The organism is Enterobacter cloacae complex sp. IR5402, assembly GCF_049238125.1.
Classification (GTDB): Bacteria; Pseudomonadota; Gammaproteobacteria; order Enterobacterales; family Enterobacteriaceae; genus Enterobacter; species Enterobacter hormaechei_C.
The window spans coordinates 181,369-197,136 of sequence record NZ_JBMKHO010000001.1; the positions used below are offsets into that span (position 1 = coordinate 181,369).

Below are 15,768 nucleotides of genomic sequence, written 5' to 3' on the forward strand. Positions count from 1 at the left end.
TGTGCCATATAGGTGCGGATTTTTAACATTTCGAGCTAAATAGGGTTGGTCACGACGAGACGAAAGCGTAAATATCGTCAACAACGTCTGTGCTGTTTAGGCGGGGCGATGTCATTGCGGAGGGTGCCATCAGGCAACGGGATGTCAGGGTATTGAGGGACCAGCGAGAGGTGGAAAACACAGCTGCGGAACTATCTTGTCGATGTTTTCTTAAGAACATACTCTGATTGAGAAAGCGTTCAGTTCCACAAAAATGCTGTTTCTCCACCCTGGGAATTATTTTTCTTCTTTGTACTCACCTTTTGATTTCAGTTTATCTCTAACCAGGTTGGCGCAACTGGTTGCATTCTGTAAACTCAGGTCGTTTACAATAGAAGAACGAGATTTTAAAACTTCGTTGTAAGCTTCTTTAACTTTCGGACTGACTGTTGCAGCAAAACTATCTGGTGGGAAGTTACCCAAAGGTTCTTTATCACCGCTTAAGGCCTTAGCACAAGCATTATTAATTTGGTCATCAATGCTTAATTGATTAGCGATAGCTGATAACGAAAAAGATAAAACCAAAGAGGCGAGAACAATTCTTTTCATACTTAGTCATTCCTTAATGATGAAGCGTTGTGATCCGAATTCAATATGTAAAACCCAATTGTGATAGTAATATTTATCAGAGTGTATAAAAATTCTTTTGGATAAACCGGATCAGGACCAGTTTCAGCAATGTTTTCTGTCCGAACATGCTGCACCCGACTTATTTTGTTTACTACAGGCTAAATGTTATCAAAGATAAATATATCCAACAGCATTAGTCTATTCTTTTTCGTATTCTTATGATACCTACGTTCTTTAGTGGGGGTTAGTGTGATTGCACAAGTCTTTTAAAGTAGGATTTTTAAGAAAGAATGATGATGTATGACTTCATCTGTAGCACACTTGCATTACACTCAATAACAAGAACAACCAACACGTTAATTTTTAAGGGACAGTGCATGGCTGCAATGGATTTATCCAAAATGGGCACTGCCAAAGTGGTGCTGAATACCAGTGATTGCAATCAGATAGTTATAGAAAAGTGGCCTGTCAGCGATGTTGAGTGGGCCTTTTATCTCTACGCGGCAACAGAGCTTAATCAGGCAGGGATTGCTACGCCAACGCTTTTGTCTGCTGATGCCACCTTACGCAAGTTAAGACTGGAGTATATTCCTTATAAGGTTGATCAGACCGCTGTGGCAAACGATTATGCCATAGCTATGCTGGGGCGCCTGCATCGCTATCCTGCAAATTCTGAATGGCTCTATCATACGTATACGTGGACAGAAACAGCGCTTGAAAACGCTCTCATGCTTTTGGCATTACCTGAAAAAAATGCCCGGCAGCTTCGACGATTTCAGCAGAATAGTAATGCGTTATTCGCCTGCCAAAGCCTGGTTTCAGGCGACAGCAATGCAGGCAACTGGGGAAGAAGAGAAAGCGGTAATTTAGTTCTTTTTGACTGGGAAAGGTTTGGCAAAGGGAGTCCTGCTATTGACCTGGCTCCCCTCATAAGGGGAATGGGGACAAAACAAGAATTTATAGACCTTGCAGGACGCTATTGCCAGCTATCCTCCCATCAAAATATCAGGGAGCTGGCCAGAGAAATTGCTATTGTCAAAGCCTGGATTGTCACGGAAGTGATTGTCCTGCTTCATATGCGGCAAAAGAGTGCATTTCCCTTGTATCTCAACTGGTACAGAGAACATCTTCCCGACTGGTTAGACAACGTGGAAAAAATGTTATGAAGCATGAATTCTAAAAATTCTGCTTTTTATAGCAATACCTACTTTTCGCTCCTGACGCACCTGATTGCCCACTTCTGATATATCAGCGAGTCACTAATATTAACTCGCTGATTTTTCACATTACCTACGGTTCTACTTAAAACCCACAATAAACTTCGTGTTTACATAAAATCGTATTAACAGATACAATACCCCCCTATAGTATCAGGAGGGCGTATGCCGCATTCACCCGAAGATAAAAAACGTATTCTGACCCGCGTCCGCCGCATTCGGGGCCAGGTTGATGCCCTTGAACGCGCCCTGGAATCGGGCGATCCCTGTCTCGCCATTTTGCAGCAAATCGCCGCCGTGCGCGGCGCTGCCAATGGCCTGATGGGGGAAATGGTTGAAATTCACCTCAAAGATGAGCTGGTGACGGGGGAGACCACCCCGGATCAGCGGGCTGTGCGGATGGCGGAAGTCGGCCATTTACTGCGCTCTTATCTAAAATAAATCCACACACCTCACAACAAGGGAAAGACATCATGAAATCTCGCGCAGCTGTCGCGTTCGGCCCAGGCCAGCCGCTGAAAATCGTTGAAATTGATGTTGCTCCGCCTAAGAAAGGCGAAGTGCTGATCAAAATTACCCATACCGGCGTTTGCCATACCGATGCGTTTACCCTGTCTGGTGACGATCCGGAAGGCGTATTCCCGGCGGTGCTCGGCCACGAAGGGGGCGGTGTGGTGGTGGAAGTGGGTGAAGGCGTCACCAGCCTTAAGCCCGGCGACCATGTGATCCCGCTCTACACCGCAGAGTGCGGTGAGTGTAAGTTCTGCAAATCCGGCAAAACTAACCTCTGCCAGGCCGTGCGCGCCACGCAGGGTAAAGGTCTTATGCCGGACGGCACCACCCGTTTCTCCTATAACGGCGAGCCCATTTATCACTACATGGGGACCAGCACCTTCAGCGAATACACGGTGTGCGCCGAGATCTCACTGGCGAAAGTGAATCCGCAGGCCCCGCTGGATAAAGTCTGTCTGCTCGGCTGCGGTGTCACCACCGGTATCGGCGCGGTGCATAACACGGCGAAAGTGAAAGAGGGTGACACCGTGGCGGTGTTCGGCCTCGGCGGGATCGGTCTGGCAGTCATCCAGGGCGCGGTACAGGCGAAAGCTGGCCGCATCATTGCTGTGGATACCAACCCGGAAAAATTTAAGCTCGCAGGTGAGATGGGCGCGACCGATTTCATCAACCCGAAAGACTACGACAAACCGGTTCAGGAGGTGATCGTTGAGCTGACCGACGGCGGCGTGGACTTCAGCTTCGAATGTATCGGCAACGTCGATGTGATGCGCTCAGCGCTTGAGTGCTGCCACAAAGGCTGGGGCGAGAGCATCATTATCGGTGTGGCCGGCGCGGGTCAGGAGATCAAAACCCGTCCCTTCCAGCTGGTGACAGGGCGCGTATGGCGCGGGTCGGCATTTGGCGGCGTGAAAGGCCGTACCCAGCTGCCGGGCATGGTTGAAGATGCGATGGTCGGTAAAATTCAGCTCGACCCGTTCATTACGCACCGCCTGCCGCTGGAGCAGATCAACGAAGCCTTCGATCTGATGCACGAAGGAAAATCTATTCGTACCGTTATCCATTTCGGCGACAACTGATTATTCTGCCAGCGGTTTTTTCCGCTGGCATTTCTTCCCTGATCTTTTCTAAAGTGTGACCTGTCTGGCGCTTTTAACCGTAATCTAATTCTACGCCGTGCCGATGACTCTTTTACAGGCGTGTTTTTACGCATCTTACCTATAAGAGAGTCGACGGTCATGGACAACACAACATCGATGCAGGCGCAGCATAAGCTGAGTTTCTTGCATCACATCCGGCTGGTTCCGCTGTTTTCCTCCATTCTCGGTGGCATTATTCTCCTGTTTGCATTGAGCTCGGGTCTCGCAGGCTATTTCCTGCTCCAGGCCGATAACGATCAGCAGGATGTTACGGCAGAAATCCAGGTGCGCACCGGGCTGTCAAACAGTTCCAACCATTTACGCACCGCCCGTATCAACATGATCCACGCGGGGGCGGCGAGCCGTATCGCGGAGATGGAGGCGATGAAACAAAACATCGCTGAGGCTGAGACCCGCATCAGGCAGTCGCAGGATGGATTTGCCGCCTATATGAAGCGCACTATTCGCACACCGGCTGATGAAGCGCTGGACGGCGATCTGAAAGCCCGCTATGACGCCTACATCGCCGGTATGCAGCCGATGCTGAAATATGCCAAAAACGGCATGTTTGAAGCCATTATTAACCACGAAAATGAGACCGCGCGTCCGCTGGACGATGCCTATAACGCGGTGCTGCTGAAGGCGATAAAAATCCGCACCGAACGCGCCAACGCGCTGACGGCGCAGGCTCACACCCGCACCCGGCTGGGGCTGATGTTTATGTTCGGCGCGTTTGGCCTGGCGCTGGCGCTGGCGGTGATCACTTTTGTGGTGCTGCGCCGTACGGTGATAAACCCGCTCCAGCGAGCCGCTACGCGTATCGAAAATATCGCGAAAGGCGATTTGACCATGCCGGACGAACCGACCGGGCGCAGTGAAATTGGCCGCCTTACGCGCGATCTGCAAACGATGCAGCACGCGCTGGTGACCACCGTAGGCACCGTGCGGCAAGGGGCGGAGGAGATCTACCGGGGAACCAGCGAGATCTCCGCGGGTAACACCGATCTCTCTTCCCGTACTGAGCAGCAGGCGGCGGCGATTGAACAGACGGCGGCCAGCATGGAGCAGCTCACCGCGACGGTGAAACAGAACGCCGATAACGCGCATCATGCAAGTAAACTGGCAGAAGATGCCTCCGGGAAGGCCAGCCGCGGGGGGCAGATGGTCTCCGGCGTGGTGAAAACCATGGGTAATATTTCCACCAGCTCGAAGAAGATCTCTGAAATTACCGCCGTGATTAACAGCATCGCGTTCCAGACCAATATTCTGGCGCTCAACGCGGCGGTCGAGGCGGCGCGTGCGGGTGAACAGGGACGTGGCTTTGCGGTCGTGGCGAGTGAAGTTCGCACCCTGGCAAGCCGCAGCGCAAACGCGGCGAAAGAGATTGAAAGCCTGATTAATGAATCGGTATCGCTTATCGATCAGGGTTCCGGGGAGGTGGTTGCAGCGGGCAATACCATGAATGAAATCGTCGAGGCGGTTAAACGCGTCACCGATATCATGCTGGAGATTGCAGCGGCGTCCGATGAGCAGAGCCGCGGCATCGTTCAGGTGAGCCAGGCGATTTCCGAGATGGATAAGGTGACGCAGCAGAATGCCTCGCTGGTGGAAGAAGCTTCTGCGGCAGCGGCTTCGCTGGAGGAGCAGGGCGCACGTCTGACGGAAGCCGTTGGCGCGTTTCGTCTCAACGGGGCGCACGCAGGACGGACTACAGCCGCTGCAAACGCAGCGAAACCCGCGCCTTTAACCCCGGCGGCGGTCGTCTCAGGTGATAACTGGGAAACGTTCTGAGTAAGACAGACCCGCCCTCGCGGCGGGTTCTGCGTTTATGGTCAGAGAGGCATTGATTTACGAATGGCGCTTAACAGCGTTTGGGCACCTTCAGAGAGCGGGGCATCTACCCGCGTCAGGATCCCAATCGGTTCTCCCGCGCCGGGCGATGTTACCGGCAGCGCCGTAAGCACGCCGCGTCGCAGATCGTCCTTCACCGCGCCGGACGGCACAAACCATACGTAGTCATAATCCACCGTAAGCTGGCGCGACAGCGACGCCGAGAGCGTTTCAATACACCCGGAAGGCAGCGTGCAGCCCTGCATTTGCAGCAACGCTTCCGCATTCTGACGCGGAACGGTTCCTTTTGGTGAGACCACCACCGGCCACTCCATCACACGGCTCAGGGTCACGGTGTCCTGCAACAGAGGATGATTCGGACGCACGACCAGCTTCAGCGATTCCAGGAACAGCAGCTCGTAGTTCAGGCCGCTCATCAGTTCCGGATCGGACATCCGCCCAATGCCCAGATCCAGCTCGCCTGACTTCAGGCCCGCCAGCAGCATGGTGTTATTCATGGTCGCGACCTGAAGCGTGGCGTGCTTTTGCTGACGGTGGAACTGGCCGATCGCCGCAGGCAGTATGCCCAGCGCCGCCGTTGGCAGCGCGCCCACGCGCACGATGTCGCTGGCCGGCTCCTCTTTACGGTTTAACGCCTGACCGGCGGTATTGAGGGCATCGAGAACTTTAACGGCATGCGTCAGGAACTGTTCGCCCACGAGTGTAAGCTGAGCCCCCAGACGGCCGCGATCGAACAGGCGGGTTCCGGTAAGCTGTTCCAGTTCGTTCAGCGTTTTGGAGAGTGCAGGCTGACTGAGGTTAAGGGTTTCAGCCGCTCGCCCCAGCGTTCCCTGTTGAGCGACGGCCACAAATGTATGCAAATGGCGCAAGCGTATGCGCTGACTGAACAGACCATTTTTTTCCATAGGCGATGTTAAAAACAGAGCGACGCGGGTGACAAGTTAAGATGTTTGAATTTGATAACCTGATAGCAAAATATTTTTAACATTTGATCTGTTTGAGTTACAACCGTTTTTCGAAAATGTCCACGCTTTGACCACTCGTCTGCCTGGATCACAATTCGTAAATTCTTCCCAACGAAAGGAACGGGCTTCTCTACACTCCAGGTAGTATTCACTGGAGGCATGACATCATGGCGAACACCATCACGGCTGATGATATTCGGGAACACTTTTCGCAGGCTATGTCGGCGATGTACCAGCAGGAAGTTCCGCAGTACGGCACCTTGCTGGAACTGGTGGCGGACGTTAACCTGGCGGTTCTGGAAAATAACCCACTTTTACATGAACAACTGGCGAACGCAGACGAACTGGCGCGCCTGAATGTTGAACGTCACGGTGCGATCCGCGTTGGCACCGCGCAGGAGCTTTCCACCCTGCGCCGGATCTTCGCCATTATGGGCATGTACCCGGTCAGCTACTACGATCTCTCCCAGGCGGGCGTGCCCGTCCACTCGACGGCGTTTCGTCCGACAGACGATGCGGCGCTCTGCCGTAATCCGTTTCGCATTTTTACCTCGCTGCTGCGCCTGGAGCTGATTGAAAACGTTGCGCTGCGCGAAAGGGCGGCGGAGATCCTCTCCCGGCGCAACATCTTTACGCCGCGCTGTCTGGAACTGATCGACCTGCATGATGCGCAGGGACACTTTACCGAGGCACAGGCGCGCGAATTTGTGCAGGAAGCCTTAGAAACCTTCCGCTGGCATCGCCATGCGACGGTCGATCAGGAAACCTATCTGGCGCTGAGCAACGAACATCGCCTGATTGCCGACGTGGTCTGTTTCCCGGGGTGCCACATCAACCATCTCACGCCGCGTACGCTGGATATCGACCGGGTGCAGGAGCTAATGCCGAAGTACGGCATCGAGCCGAAAATCCTGATTGAAGGCCCGCCGCGCCGCGAGGTGCCGATCCTCCTGCGTCAGACCAGCTTTAAGGCGCTGGAGGAGCCGGTGCTGTTCGCGGGGGAACACAAGGGCACCCATACCGCGCGTTTCGGTGAGATTGAGCAGCGCGGCGTGGCGCTTACGCCGAAAGGGCGCGAGCTGTACGACAGCCTGTTAAACCAGGCCGGGACCGGCAAAGACAACCTGACCCACCAGCTTCACCTGCGCGAGATCTTCAGCGCCTTCCCGGACAGTGAAATGTTCCTGCGCCGTCAGGGGCTGGCTTATTTCCGCTACCGTCTGACCCCGACAGGTGAGGCGCATCGCCACGCGTTTCGTCCCGGCGACGATCCGCAGCCGCTGATCGAACGCGGCTGGGTTGTGGCACAGCCCATCACCTACGAGGATTTTCTGCCCGTCAGCGCGGCGGGGATCTTCCAGTCGAATCTTGGCAATGAAACGCAGGCGCGCAGCCACGGCAATGCCAGCCGCAATGCCTTCGAAGCCGCGCTCGGCTGTGCGGTGTACGACGAGTTTTCGCTTTACGAGGAGGCGGAAGCGCGCAGCAAACAGCGTTGCGGTTTGCTCTGAAACCGTTACTCTGCAAGGGTGTGATGGAAAAAGAAGGTTGGTATGGAAAATCCCTCTGCCCCTGTGGTTGAAACGCGCCAGGGCGCACTGATTGGTTTTACTGAAGGCGATACCCATGTGTGGTGTGGCATTCCCTATGCAGCACCCCCTGTTGGCCCGTGGCGCTGGCGCTCCCCGCGTCCCCCTGCACGCTGGGATGGCGTGCGTCCGGCGACGGCGTTCTCCGCCTCCAGCTGGCAGAGCAGCGAAAGCTGTCAGGAGCTGGGCGGCGGCGACCCCGGCCAGTTCTCTGAAGACTGCCTGTATCTTAACGTCTGGTCGCCAGTGGCTCGCGCCGCTCCGCTTCCGGTGATGGTCTGGCTGCACGGCGGAGGATTTACCCTCGGCGCTGGCGGGCTGCCTCCGTATAACGGCAGGGCGCTGGCGAAGCGTGGCACGGTGGTGGTGACGATCAATTACCGTCTCGGCCACCTCGGCTTTTTTGCCCATCCGGCGCTGGAGGGGGAGGAAGAGCGCGTGGTGCATAACTTTGCACTGCTCGATCAGATTCAGGCCCTGGAATGGGTGCGCGATAACATTGCCGCGTTCGGCGGCGATCCTGAGAACATCACCGTATTTGGCGAGTCGGCCGGTGCGCGCAGCGTGCTGTCGCTGATGGCTTCCCCGCTTGCGGGAGGACTGTTCCATAAAGCCATTGTGCAAAGCGGGTACACGCTGCCCGACACCCCGCGCGAGCAGGCCATGCATAAAGGCGAAGCGATTGCCGCCCATTTCGGCCTGCACAATGCTACCGCGGAACAGCTTCGCGCGATCCCGCCTGAGGCGTTCTGGCCGCTGACCTCGCCGCTGAATATCGCCCCTGCGCCCATCGTGGGGGATTGCGTTTTGCCTGAGGCCATGCTCGACGTTTTCTTCGCGGCCCGCCAGCATCCTGTACCGGTGATGATTGGGTCGAACAGCGACGAAGCCAGCGTGATGTCGGTATTCGGGGTCGATCTGGCCGGGCAGATCCAGAAGCTCCGCCGCGAGCGGCGTTTTGGCCTGGGGCTGATAAAGCTGCTTTATCCTGGCGTGAAGGGCGATGAGGAACTTGGCAGGCAGGTATGCCGCGACATGGCCTTCACCACCATGGGATACGTGGTAATGCAGGCCCAGCAGCGGGCGGGCGGCCTGTGCTGGCGATACTGGTTTGATTATGTGGCCGAAGCGGAGCACGCGACGTACATCAACGGCGCCTGGCACGGCAACGAAGTGCCCTACGTCTTCGATACCCTTGGACAGGTGGAACCTTCGCGGCAGTATGTGAATGAACGCGATCTGGCCTTCGCCGCTCAGGTGGCGGACTACTGGGTGAGCTTCGCCCGGGATGCGGGGGCACGCGATAGCCTGGCAGGGCCCACGCGCTGGCCCGCCTGCCGGAAAGGGCGGGACGTGCTGTTACGTATTGGTGTGAATAAACATGCAGGTTTTCGGCTTGAAAACCGCTTCATGCGTGCGCGTATGAGCCTCTTCAAACGGGTGATGAAACACCACGTCAGCCTCGACTGAGCAGACAGGCGCGAAACGCATCCAGCCCGTTTTCAGGGCCGGGTGCGTCGCGTAATACCAGCCGGTAGCTCGCCCCCGTCTTTATGCTTGTGTCAAACGGGCGCATCAGCCGTCCGGCGCGCACGTCCTCCTCCACCAGCGTTTCATCCGCGATGGCGATGCCCAGCCCCTGAATGGCGGCGGTAATGGCGAGATCCATGGTTTCGAAGTGTTGATTTTTGAGCATAGCTGGCGGCGGACCCGGCTGTTTCGCCAGCCACAGCGTCCAGTCCGTTTTGTCCCGCGTGGGGTGAAGGAAGGTGAGTGCTTCCAGCGCAGAGCCGGCCCGTAGCGGGCTCATCACCGGGGTTAAGGCCTCTTCGAACAGCAGATCGCCGGCGCTCATGTGCGTCCCAAACACAATCGCCGCGTCACAGGATTCGGTTTTGAAATTGACGTTGTGATCGGTGGTGGTGGTCAGCGCAATCTGGAGTTCCGGCTGTTCGCGCTCCACCTGTAGCAGACGCGGCACCAGCCAGCGCATCGCGCAGGTAGGCGCTTTCAGACGGATTACGGTCTGGTGCGTTCGCGCCTGTTCAGCAACGTTCAGCAGGTGCTCAAAGGCAGATTGCAGCTCCGGCAGCAGGGCGCTTCCCTGTGAGGAGAGACGCAGGCCGCGGGCATGGCGCTCGAACAGCGGGAAGCCGAACCAGCTTTCCAGCGAGGCGATTTTACGGCTTACCGCCCCCTGCGTCAGACAAAGCTCCTTCGCGGCATGGGTAAGATTCAGGTGACGCGCGGTCACGATGAACGTCTCTACGGCATTAAGCGGAAATGAACGACGCGACATATCTCACCTTAGCTATGCATTTTTGTCATGGCTATTATGACAACAATTCGATTGTCCCGGCAATGAAGTTGTTGTTTGAATAGTTATGCATTCACCACGAGAAGGGACAGAGGATGACTTTGAAAACGCCGGTGCAGACACGATCCAAATTGCCCGATGTAGGAACCACCATTTTTACCGTTATCGGCCAGCTTTCAGCCCGGCATAACGCCATCAACCTTTCTCAGGGTGCGCCGAATTTTTCATGCGACCCAAAACTTATCACCGGCGTGACCCGCGCCATGGAGGCAGGGCATAACCAGTACGCCTCCATGACCGGTCTGCAACCGCTCAGAGAGCGCATCGCGGACAAAATTGCCACGCTCTATGGCACACACTATGACCCGGCGAGTGAGGTGCTGGTGACCGCCAGCGCCAGCGAAGGGCTTTACTCAGCCATCAGCGGGCTGGTTCATCCTGGAGACGAGGTGATCTATTTCGAGCCCTCCTTTGACAGCTATGCGCCGATTGTCCGTCTGCAAGGAGCGACGCCGATTGCCATTAAACTGACGGTACCGTATTTTGCCGTGAACTGGGATGAAGTACGGGCGGCTATAACCCCACGCACGCGGATGATCATCGTCAATACGCCGCACAACCCGAGCGGACAGGTGTTTTCAGCCGCCGATCTGCACCAGCTGGCAGCGCTGACGCGCCACACCGACATCATCATTTTGTCTGACGAAGTGTACGAGCACGTCGTTTTTGATGGCGAACCGCACCACGGAATGGCGACGCACCCGCAGCTGGCGGAGCGCAGCGTGATTATTTCTTCTTTCGGAAAAACCTATCACGTCACCGGCTGGCGCGTGGGTTATTGTGTGGCACCCGCGGAACTGATGGATGAGATATGTAAAGTCCATCAATTTTTAATGTTCTCGGCCGATACGCCGATGCAGTACGCGTTTGCCGAACACATGACCGATCCGCAAACCTGGCTGTCGCTGGCGGCGTTTTATCAGCGCAAGCGCGATCTGCTGCAAAGTTTGCTCGCCGACTCACCGTTCAGGCTGCTACCAAGTGCCGGTTCGTTCTTCCTGCTGGCGGATTACAGCGGCTTTAGCGACGAGCGCGACAGCGAGATGGTGAAAAGGCTGATTGTCGAGTACGGGGTTGCCACCATTCCGCTGTCGGCGTTTTATGCCGATGGCACGGACAATAAGTTAATCCGTCTCTCTTTTGCGAAAGATGAGGCGACGTTACGGGCAGGTGCCCAGGCCCTTTGTCGGGTTACACCACGTTAAGGAATTTGAGATGAAATTACGCGCGTTAGTTGTCGGCATGGGACTGTTGTGTTCATTCTCGTCGTTTGCCGCCACCGAGTTGCGATACGGGCTGGAAGCGGAATATCCACCGTTTGAAAGCCGCAATGCGTCAGGGGAGCTGGAAGGGTTTGACGTAGAGCTGGGAAATGCCATCTGTAAAGCCGCCGCGCTGAAGTGCAGCTGGGTTGAAACCTCGTTTGATGCGCTGATCCCCGGTCTGGTGGCGAAAAAGTTCGACGCCATAAACTCGGCGATGAACATCACCGAGCAGCGTCGCAAAAGCATTGATTTCACCCAGCCCATCTATCGCATTCCCTCCCAGCTGGTGGGCAAAGCCGGTTCTGCGGTAGAGGCTACCCCCGAAGGGCTGAAGGGCAAAACCATCGGCGTTCTCCAGGGTTCAATTCAGGAAACTTACGCCAAAGAGCACTGGGAAAAGCACGGTGTCACCGTGGTGTCTTATAAAGATCAGAATATGGCCTGGGGAGATCTGCTGAATGGCCGCATTGATGCCTCGCTGGTCATGTCAGCGGCCGGGCAGGCAGGTTTCCTCAGTAAGCCGCAGGGTAAAGGGTTTGGCTTTATCGGCAAACCGGTGTCGGACGACACCATCCTCGGCAGTGGGATCGGCTTTGGGCTGCGTAAAGGGGATGAGGCCACCAAAAAGCAGCTTGATGCCGCAATTGATAAAGTACGTGCCGACGGCACGATCGCTAAACTGGCTGATAAGTACTTCCCGGGTATCGATGTCAGCGTAAAATAACCGCCTCGTTGGTCCCGGCTGTCGATGTCCAGCCGGGGCATTTTTATACATAACTTTACCCCTTTTTCAGGCCGTTCTGGTCGACAGAAAATATTTCTCGGTTTGTTCAGATAATCACCCGCCAACAATTGGATTCTTAACCGTTTTTGTTTAGGCTGTGCGTTCTTTCTTGCCGTCATTTCGCTGCGCGCGAAACTCATTCACACGACCATAAGGACGTTTTCTCAGGCATGAATCGCAGACGTTTTCTCAAAGGTTCCCTGGCAATGGCTGCCCTGAGCGGCACTTCTGGCCTTGCATCTCTGTTTTCCCAGGCGGCGTATGCTGCTGACTCCGACATTGCCGACGGTCAGAGCCGTCGCTTTGACTTCTCTGTTCTGCAATCCATGGCGCACGATCTGGCGAAAACCCCGTGGGGCGGTGCGCCGCGTCCGCTGCCGGAAACGCTGGCCACCATGACGCCGCAGGCGTACAACGCCATCCGTTACGATGAGAAGCAGTCGCTGTGGAATAACATTGAAGGCCGTCAGCTGGACGCCCAGTTCTTCCATATGGGGATGGGATTCCGCCGCCGCGTGCGCATGTTCTCGCTGGATCAAACCACCTCTCAGGCGCGTGAGATCCACTTCCGGCCTGAGCTGTTCAGCTATGGCGATACGGGCGTGGATACCAAACAGCTTGAAGGGCAGAGTGACCTCGGCTTCGCCGGATTCCGCGTCTTTAAAGCGCCGGAACTGGCGCGACGCGATATCGTTTCGTTCCTGGGCGCGAGCTACTTCCGCGCAGTGGATGATACCTACCAGTACGGCCTCTCCGCGCGCGGGCTGGCGGTAGATACCTTTACCGACACCCCGGAAGAGTTCCCGGATTTCACCTCCTTCTGGTTTGAAACCGTTAAGCCGGGTGATACCACCTTTACCGTCTATGCGCTGCTGGACAGCCCGAGCATTACCGGTGCCTATAAGTTTGTGATCCACTGTGAGAAGAGTCAGGTGATCATGGACGTCGAAAACCATCTCTATGCGCGCAAAGACATCAAGCAGCTCGGCATCGCACCAATGACCAGCATGTTCAGCTGCGGCAACAACGAACGCCGCATGTGCGACACCATACATCCGCAGATCCATGATTCAGACCGCCTGGCGATGTGGCGCGGTAACGGGGAGTGGATCTGCCGACCGCTGAACAACCCGCAAAAGCTGCAATTCAACGCCTACCTGGATAAAAACCCGAAAGGCTTTGGTTTGTTACAGCTTGACCGTGACTTCTCCCATTACCAGGACGTCATGGGCTGGTATAACAAGCGACCAAGCCTGTGGGTCGAGCCGCGCAACAACTGGGGGAAAGGTTCTATTGCCCTGATGGAGATCCCGACAACCGGCGAGACGCTCGATAACGTGGTCTGCTTCTGGCAGCCGGAGAAACCGGTGCAGGCGGGTGATGAGCTGGACTTCAAATACCGTCTCTACTGGAGCGCGCAGCCGCCGGTGCGTTCCCCGCTGGCAAACGTCTACGCCACCCGTACCGGTATGGGCGGCTTCCCGGAGGGCTGGGCGCCGGGTGAAAATTACCCGAAAGTGTGGGCCCGTCGCTTTGCCATTGACTTCGTCGGGGGCGATCTGAAGGCCGCCGCACCGAAGGGCATTGAGCCGGTGATCACCCTGTCCAGCGGTGAAGCGAAGCAGGTAGAGATCCTCTATGTCGAGCCATTCGACGGGTATCGCATTCTGTTTGACTGGTATCCAACCTCTGACTCCACCGAGCCGGTGGATATGCGCCTGTTCCTGCGCTGTCAGGGCGATGCCATCAGCGAGACCTGGCTGTACCAGTACTTCCCGCCCGCGCCGGACAAACGTAACTACGTTGACGACCGGATCATGCGCTAGTCCTTATGGGTTTGTGCCGGGTGGCGGCTTCGCCTTAGCCGGCCTGCTCTGGACGCATTTGTAGGCCGGGTAAGCGTTAGCGCCACCCGGCAATTAAGAGGCACTATGTCTTCAGAAATCATCCCCGTTAACCAGGAAATCGAGCTTCGCGCCGTCGAAGAGCGCTATACCACCGATCTGCACAACCTCGTAATCAAAAACAAAACCTGGCTGCAAACCGCCTTCGACTGGGCGCAGCATGTCGGCAGCGAAGAGGACACGCGCCGCAACGTGCAGAGCAACCAGATGCTGCACCAGCGCGGTTACGCCAAAATGTTCCTGATTTTCATGAAGGACGAGCTGGTGGGCGTGCTGTCCTTCAACGCGATCGAGCCTGCGAATAAGACCGGGTACATTGGATACTGGCTTGACGAGGCGCATCAGGGGCAGGGTATTCTTTCTCAGGCGCTCCAGACGTTTATGCGCTATTACGTTGAGCGCGGCGAGATCCGCCGTTTTGTGATCAAGTGTCGCGTGGATAACCAGAGCAGTAACCGGGTGGCGCAGCGCAACGGTTTCACGCTCGAAGGTTGTTTGCGGGAAGCGGAAATGCTCAACGGCCGTTACGATGACGTGAACCTGTACGCCAGAATCTTCCCGCTATAGCGCCCCCAGCAGCGGCGTCCGGGTGATCCGCGTGTCGCCGTTGATCACTTTGGCTCCCCGGACGTGAATGCTTTCACCCTCCAGCGCCTCGATAACCGCATCGTCCGTTATTTCCACCTGATGCTCGATCAGGACATCGCCGCTGATACGCGCCCGCCCCTGAATAACCACTTTGTCATCAATCAGGATCGGCCCGCCGCGTAACCACGCCTCGCCGCCTATTAATACGTGGTGTTTAATGACGCAGTTGCCTTCTACGAGGGCGTTTTCCGCGACCTGTGAACTGTACCGCACGGTCGGGATGGCATCATCCTCCAGACCGGCCAGCAAACGGGCGTTGCCGTACACTTTGGCGCAGTCGCACACCCAGACGTTATTCAGCGCGTTGCCCTCAAGAATGGCGCGTTCGAACACCTCGGCACGGTGCTCAACAAAGGCCCAGGTCACCATGGCATCGCCGTAGATTTGCGCCTGATGCACAATACGCGACTGGCTGACCGTGGCTCGGTCATAAATTTGCAGGATCTGCTGACGGTCGGGTGTCAGCCCTTTGGCTGCAATCACCAGGCTGTTATGCAGCACCCGCGCGTCACCCGCGATACGACATTCCCCGCGTACGGTGGAATGCTGAATGGTGACGTTGTCACGTATCATCGCGCCGTGACTCACCTCTGCCGCGTCAAGCCAGCCGTTGCCGCCAACGTGTGCGCGGTGGCTTACGATGCAGGGTTGGGTGAGGCGGGCGTTACCGGATATCCTGGCCCCGGCAAACACCACGCTGTTTTCATCGTAAACCCAGCAATCCCCGTCCTGGGCGAGCGCGTGTTCATCCTCAACCCAACCGCCTTTAGTCCCGCTGGTCACATCGTTAAAATCCTTCACGGCAATAATTTGTCTTAGAGGCGTTGTGCACGGTGTTGATCCGTCCTGCCAGCGCCAGAGACGCGTTTCATTGCTGAGCCGATATTTTGTCATCGTATTATCCCTG

General features: G+C 56.1%; 14 protein-coding genes. 10 read left to right on the plus strand and 4 right to left on the minus strand.

Annotation, left to right across the window (positions count from 1 at the left end; translation table 11 throughout):
* Nucleotides 1-276: 276 nt before the first annotated feature.
* Nucleotides 277-588: a hypothetical protein gene (locus ACOTXL_RS00910; RefSeq protein WP_003857260.1), complete on the minus strand. Its 312-nt coding sequence runs from the start codon at nucleotides 586-588 to the stop codon at nucleotides 277-279.
* Nucleotides 589-986: 398 nt separating this feature from the next.
* Between ACOTXL_RS00910 and ACOTXL_RS00915 the strand changes: the two genes are divergently transcribed.
* The 4 genes from ACOTXL_RS00915 to ACOTXL_RS00930 all read left to right on the plus strand — a co-directional run bounded on the left by ACOTXL_RS00915 (nucleotide 987) and on the right by ACOTXL_RS00930 (nucleotide 5,269).
* On the plus strand, nucleotides 987-1,775 hold the full coding sequence (locus ACOTXL_RS00915; RefSeq protein ID WP_032609157.1) for a phosphotransferase family protein: 789 nt from the start codon (nucleotides 987-989) through the stop codon (nucleotides 1,773-1,775).
* Nucleotides 1,776-1,991: 216 nt separating this feature from the next.
* Entirely contained in the window at nucleotides 1,992-2,267 is a 276-nt protein-coding gene (locus ACOTXL_RS00920; RefSeq protein ID WP_003857256.1) for a metal/formaldehyde-sensitive transcriptional repressor, read from the plus strand.
* 32 nt (nucleotides 2,268-2,299) lie between these two features.
* Nucleotides 2,300-3,418: an S-(hydroxymethyl)glutathione dehydrogenase/class III alcohol dehydrogenase gene (locus ACOTXL_RS00925; protein ID WP_003857251.1), complete on the plus strand. Its 1,119-nt coding sequence runs from the start codon at nucleotides 2,300-2,302 to the stop codon at nucleotides 3,416-3,418.
* A gap of 159 nt (nucleotides 3,419-3,577) precedes the next feature.
* Complete coding sequence (locus ACOTXL_RS00930) at nucleotides 3,578-5,269, plus strand: methyl-accepting chemotaxis protein (protein ID WP_023324628.1); 1,692 nt, start codon at nucleotides 3,578-3,580, stop codon at nucleotides 5,267-5,269.
* A gap of 41 nt (nucleotides 5,270-5,310) precedes the next feature.
* Here the strand turns inward: ACOTXL_RS00930 and ACOTXL_RS00935 are convergent, their stop codons facing one another.
* Nucleotides 5,311-6,234 (minus strand): LysR substrate-binding domain-containing protein, encoded by a 924-nt coding sequence (locus ACOTXL_RS00935; RefSeq protein WP_003857247.1) that lies wholly within the window; start codon nucleotides 6,232-6,234, stop codon nucleotides 5,311-5,313.
* 227 nt (nucleotides 6,235-6,461) lie between these two features.
* Here ACOTXL_RS00935 and hglS point away from each other — a divergent pair, with 227 nt between their 5' ends.
* Together hglS and ACOTXL_RS00945 are read left to right on the plus strand one after the other, a co-directional pair.
* Entirely contained in the window at nucleotides 6,462-7,805 is a 1,344-nt protein-coding gene (hglS, locus tag ACOTXL_RS00940; RefSeq protein WP_003857245.1) for a 2-oxoadipate dioxygenase/decarboxylase HglS, read from the plus strand.
* Nucleotides 7,806-7,847: 42 nt separating this feature from the next.
* Nucleotides 7,848-9,353: a carboxylesterase/lipase family protein gene (locus ACOTXL_RS00945; RefSeq protein ID WP_045349905.1), complete on the plus strand. Its 1,506-nt coding sequence runs from the start codon at nucleotides 7,848-7,850 to the stop codon at nucleotides 9,351-9,353.
* Here ACOTXL_RS00945 and ACOTXL_RS00950 read toward each other — a convergent pair.
* Nucleotides 9,340-10,182: a LysR family transcriptional regulator gene (locus ACOTXL_RS00950; protein WP_022651173.1), complete on the minus strand. Its 843-nt coding sequence runs from the start codon at nucleotides 10,180-10,182 to the stop codon at nucleotides 9,340-9,342. The two genes, ACOTXL_RS00945 and ACOTXL_RS00950, sit on opposite strands and share 14 nt — an antisense overlap.
* 113 nt (nucleotides 10,183-10,295) lie before the next feature.
* Here ACOTXL_RS00950 and ACOTXL_RS00955 point away from each other — a divergent pair, with 113 nt between their 5' ends.
* From ACOTXL_RS00955 to rimL, 4 genes are all read left to right on the plus strand, one after another.
* Complete coding sequence (locus ACOTXL_RS00955; protein WP_023324630.1) at nucleotides 10,296-11,465, plus strand: pyridoxal phosphate-dependent aminotransferase; 1,170 nt, start codon at nucleotides 10,296-10,298, stop codon at nucleotides 11,463-11,465.
* Between the two features lie 10 nt (nucleotides 11,466-11,475).
* Nucleotides 11,476-12,249 carry an ABC transporter substrate-binding protein gene (locus ACOTXL_RS00960; RefSeq protein ID WP_003857237.1) on the plus strand — a complete coding sequence of 258 codons (774 nt, stop codon included), beginning with the start codon at nucleotides 11,476-11,478 and terminating at the stop codon, nucleotides 12,247-12,249.
* A 230-nt stretch (nucleotides 12,250-12,479) separates the two neighbouring features.
* The gene (locus ACOTXL_RS00965; protein WP_032609161.1) at nucleotides 12,480-14,135 is read left to right on the plus strand and encodes a glucan biosynthesis protein D; all 1,656 of its coding nucleotides are present in this window, start codon (nucleotides 12,480-12,482) and stop codon (nucleotides 14,133-14,135) included.
* Between the two features lie 105 nt (nucleotides 14,136-14,240).
* Nucleotides 14,241-14,780, plus strand: coding sequence for a 50S ribosomal protein L7/L12-serine acetyltransferase (gene rimL, locus ACOTXL_RS00970; RefSeq protein WP_023324633.1), 540 nt, complete (start codon nucleotides 14,241-14,243; stop codon nucleotides 14,778-14,780).
* On the opposite strand, the gene ydcK is transcribed toward rimL, so the two are convergent.
* Entirely contained in the window at nucleotides 14,775-15,755 is a 981-nt protein-coding gene (gene ydcK, locus ACOTXL_RS00975) for a YdcK family protein (RefSeq protein ID WP_023324634.1), read from the minus strand. The two genes, rimL and ydcK, sit on opposite strands and share 6 nt — an antisense overlap.
* Nucleotides 15,756-15,768 lie beyond the last annotated feature (13 nt).